The following is a 4,144-nucleotide window of genomic DNA, read 5'->3' as shown; positions in this document are numbered from 1 at the left end:
GGTCGATGACCGTGCCGAAGCTGTTGGCTTCGCGTGCTGTGGGAAAGCGCCCGAGAAAGATGCCGTCGGCAATCGCCACCTGAGGAGCAAGACTGCGCGTCCAGGCCCATATGTTTGCCCGAGCGCCGAGGCGGTAAGGCAAGAGCAGGATACGGCTTGCAAGCGTGATGCTGCCATCGGCGGATTTCTGGAACACCTTTGCGCCGGCCCCGGCATAGGCGAAGGCGACGATTGCCAGCGCCAGCGCCGGCCAAAGCAGGAACAGCGCGACGGCACAAAACAAGGCGCCGAGCGCGGCACCCGCCAGCGCAAGGGCGGCGCCCAGCGCATAGAACAGCGCCAGACGCCGCGCTTTCGCGTCGCTGGTCAGCCGGAAGCCTGAAAACGGCAACGCACCGCTGCGCGGAAACAGCCACAGCGCAAAGAACCCGAGCAGCGCGCCGGTCGGGATATCGATGAAGTGATGCTGCCAGGTCGTCAGCACCGAGGCGCCGATCAGAAAGCACCAGCCATGCCAGAGCGGCAGGAGCAATCCGCTGAGCCGGTGGCGCCAATGATCCCAGATGATCACCAAAAGGGCGATGTGCAGCGAGGGCGCCTGGTTGAACGGCTTGTCGAAACCGCCGAGCACGGCAAACAGGAAGCCGGGCAGGCCGGTCGTCGCGGGCCGCACGAATGTCGCGGTCAGCGGGAACAGGATGAAGCAGGCAACGGCGACGACCTGCGCGGTGAGATAGCGCCCGGCCAGGCGGTCGACCCCTTGCCTGTTGCCGTTGAGTAGCAGCGACAGGCCGTAGAACAGGTTGATCGACCAGTAGGGCACGATGGTCCAGGCCATGAAGGGGATGCCGTGTTCCCAGGAGAACACGATGCTGCCGACGTCGTCGCGCCGCGACGCTAGCCAGTTGGCGAAGCCGTAGCTGAGGTAGAAGAACGGCGCCAGGAAGGCCAGCCAAAGAGCTGCCCTGACGACCACCCGTCCGTAGGGTTCGGCGCGCGCTGTGGATGCAAGCGATGACACCATGCTGGTCAGCGGCGCCGCGCGACCGAGACGGTGAAGATGCCCCATTGGTCGATGCGCTGCTCCAGCTTGTCGAAGCCGGCGGCTTCGACAAGCTGGTCCATCTCGCCTTGTGTGCGCCGGCGCATCACCCAGGCTTCGCCGCCGCGATGCGAGGTCAGGCTGCGGGCGATCATCTCGAGCTGGGGGTGCCAGGGCTGGTTGGTGTAGAGCAGCAGGCTTCCCGGCTGCATGGCGCTGGCCAATCCACCGAGCGAGCGGGCGACCATCGCATTGTCGGAGAACAGTTCGTAGAGGCCGGAAACGATGGCGAGGTCGGGCGCCGGATCGGCCTTGGCAAGCATATCGGCATCGAAGGCATCGGCGCGCTGGAACGAGACATCAGCCGGCAATTGCCGCTCGGTGATCAGCTTGCGGCCAAGCTGGACATTGAGGTCAGAATAATCCTGCAGGCGCACGCTCGTCGGCTGGTCTGGGCTCTTCACGATGGCATCGAGAACATAGCGGCCGTGGCCGGCAGCGATGTCGAGAATGTGCGCCGGCCGGCCAGCGGCCTTGAGCGTCGCCAGGCAAGAGCCGATCAGTTCTTCCAGATGCAGCTTGCGCTGGCGGATGCCGCGCCAGCCGATGGCTTCCAGGAAGATGCGGTCGACGACGCGGCCAACAGGTGTCAGACCGCGCGCGTCGTTCTCGTAGACGTAATCCAGCGTCGAGCCGGAATCGAAGCCGGTGGCGATGCCGGTCTTCATACCCTGGGAGACCCAGGCGCCCATGCGGATGGAGGCGCGGCTGAATGCCCAATAGAGGCCCTTGGGCGACAACAGATCGAGCGGCGAGGCAAGCCTGTCAGCCTCGTCGCGCGTGTAGCCGGCAATGTCCGCCTGCTTCAGGTCGACCGGCACATCTGGTGCTGCGAACTGCCTGGCCAGGAACGGCCGGATCAGATCAAGGGCCTTTGCCCGGTCGCGCTCGCCCAGCGTGTCGTGGAAGAAGCCCGGCAACACATGGCGTTCCTTGGCGCGGCTGCCGAGATTGACGAAGAACGCGTGCTGCGGGCCGTGGCGCACCACCCAGTCGCTGCCCGAGAGCAGAAGCTGCGTCGGCGCGGTGATGGCGCGGGCGTCAGCGACGATACGGGCGGCGTGCTGGTAGAGTTCGACCAGGATGTTGGAGGCGATTGGCCGCGTGATCAGCGGATCGCTCTCGAAAGAGGCGATGCGTACGGGATCGTGGGTCAGGAATTTCGCCTTGACGTAGGAATTGACGAAGAAACGGCCCTTGAGCTTCTGCCAGAGCGCGATGCCTTCCTTGGCGAAGGGCACGTAGAGCTTTACCGAAAAGGCCGGTGAGGCCAGCACTATGGCGCGCAGCTTCGGCGCATAGTCGTGCACCCAGGCGGCGGCAAGCACGGCGCCGAAGGATTGTGCGATCAGCGCGATATCGCGCGTGGCGAAGCCATCCCTGGCGGCAATCTCGCGCATGAAGCAGTCGATGTCGCGCACCAGGGTCGAGAAGGACGGGGCATAGCCGCGCTCGCCGGACGAACGGCCATTGCCACGGGCATCCCAGGCATAGAAGGCGTGGTCCGGCATCTGCAATTCATCGACCAGATGGGCCATGCGGCCGCCATGCTCATGGCCGCGATGGAAGAGCACCACCGCGCCCTTGGCATCGGTGGAAGCTGCCGGCCAAAAGCGGTAGAAGATCTCCGTCCCGTCATGGCTGCGGAAGACCCGCTCCAGCGCTTGCCGCTCAAGGCTTTGCGTGGCCACCGCGGCGATCGGTTCGTGCATCATGGTCTTTCCCTCTGGCGGCATGGCGAGCCTCGATGCTCAGCTGGCGCTGCCAATAAGGCCGGCGCGTATCCGGTTTATGGCGGTCAACAGCGAAAGCGTTGCCATGGCCGGAAACACAAATGGCGCGATGGATGCCGGCCAGAGCCCGGCGGCGCACAGCACGGCGACCACGCTGAGCGCCAACGCCCTGTCGCTCTTGCCGAACGGCCCGGCATAATTACGTCCGATCTTGGCAGCGATGCCGAGCACGCCGGCGAATTCGGTCAGCACCGCCGATATCGCGAAGGCGACGACGCCCCATGGGGCAAATTCCGGAAAGACGGCAAAAGGGAGAATCAGCGCGAGGTCCGAAACGACGTCGCAAAATTCGTTCAGATACATGCCGAGCGTCGAGGCTTGCCCGTGTTCCCGCGCCAGCATGCCATCCACGGCATTCAGCGCCATGCGCACGAACATCACCGCGGGAATGAGCAACAGTAGCCAGCGCCATTCATGCAGGATCGCGATGGCCGTCCCGGCCGCGGTCGACATCAGCGCCGCCAGGATGGTTATGCTGTTTGCGGTCACCCCGATTGCCGCCAGCCGATTGACCAGCGGCCGCAGTCGTCCCTGGAAAGCCGGCTTGAGAGCGTAAAGCGTCGGCATTTTCGTGATCCCCCGATCCTGATCAGCGGCTGTACATCAATATGTCAAACGCGACCAGAGCAGAGGACGCTACGGTTCGACTGCCACGGCCGCGCGCCGGCCGTTGCCAAATCGCTAACCATGATTGGCCCGGCATGGCTCTCATGCACATTTGCCGGCTTCTTGTGCAGCGCGGCATCTTGAATAGTAAGCACGCTTATTATATATACCGCTCATGGTTTCCGATGGCATCGACAGATTGGGGTTCTTGATCCACGACGTGCAGCGCTTGATGCGCAAGCGCTTCGAGGCGAGGGCCAGCGGCTTGGGGCTTTCTTCGGCCCAATGGCGGCTGCTGGTCCGTGTTGCCAAGGAAGACGGGGTCGCGCAGGCGCGGTTGGCCGAACTTCTCGAAATCGAGCCGATCAGCGTTTCGCGCCTGGTCGATCGCATGGAGGAGGGCGGCTGGATCGAGCGTCGGCCCGACGCCACCGATCGCCGCGTCCGCATGATTTTCCTGACACCCAAGGCGAGCGATGCCTACGCCGTGATCAAGAGCATTGCCGGGGAAGTCTATGAGGAATCACTGGTCGGCGTGAAGCCGGAAGCCCGCCGTGTCCTTGTCGAGGGGCTCGAGGCGATGGTCCGGAACCTGACTGACGACGAGACGCCGTCCATTGAAAAAGTAAAGAATACAGAAGGC

General features: G+C 64.0%; 4 protein-coding genes. 1 reads left to right on the top strand and 3 read right to left on the bottom strand.

The features are described from left to right. From EN935_RS25090 to EN935_RS25080, 3 genes are all read right to left on the bottom strand, one after another. A partial coding sequence (locus tag EN935_RS25090; RefSeq protein WP_164771322.1) for a phosphatase PAP2 family protein occupies positions 1–1,024 on the bottom strand: 1,024 nt, incomplete at its 3' end. Positions 1,025–1,029: 5 nt separating this feature from the next. Then, on the bottom strand, positions 1,030–2,817 hold the full coding sequence (locus tag EN935_RS25085; RefSeq protein ID WP_164757624.1) for a bifunctional alpha/beta hydrolase/class I SAM-dependent methyltransferase: 1,788 nt from the start codon (positions 2,815–2,817) through the stop codon (positions 1,030–1,032). Between the two features lie 36 nt (positions 2,818–2,853). Beyond that, positions 2,854–3,462, bottom strand: a complete 609-nt coding sequence (locus tag EN935_RS25080) for a CDP-alcohol phosphatidyltransferase family protein (protein ID WP_127263287.1) — start codon at positions 3,460–3,462, stop codon at positions 2,854–2,856. A 214-nt stretch (positions 3,463–3,676) separates the two neighbouring features. On the opposite strand from EN935_RS25080, the gene EN935_RS25075 reads away from it, so the two are divergent. Further along, on the top strand, positions 3,677–4,144 hold a 468-nt coding region (locus tag EN935_RS25075), incomplete at its 3' end, for a MarR family transcriptional regulator (protein WP_164771321.1).

Source organism: Mesorhizobium sp. M7D.F.Ca.US.004.03.1.1 (assembly GCF_003998635.1).
Classification (GTDB): domain Bacteria; phylum Pseudomonadota; class Alphaproteobacteria; order Rhizobiales; family Rhizobiaceae; genus Mesorhizobium; species Mesorhizobium loti.
The sequence above is the reverse complement of the archived record's forward strand: the minus strand, read 5'-3'. Positions and strand labels throughout refer to the sequence as shown.

What these genes read in the sequence shown, in the direction of transcription:
- EN935_RS25085 (WP_164757624.1), bottom strand. Translation starts at nt 2,817, where the DNA reads ATGATGCACGAACCGATCGCCGCGGTGGCCACGCAAAGCCTTGAGCGG.
- EN935_RS25080 (WP_127263287.1), bottom strand. Translation starts at nt 3,462, where the DNA reads ATGCCGACGCTTTACGCTCTCAAGCCGGCTTTCCAGGGACGACTGCGG.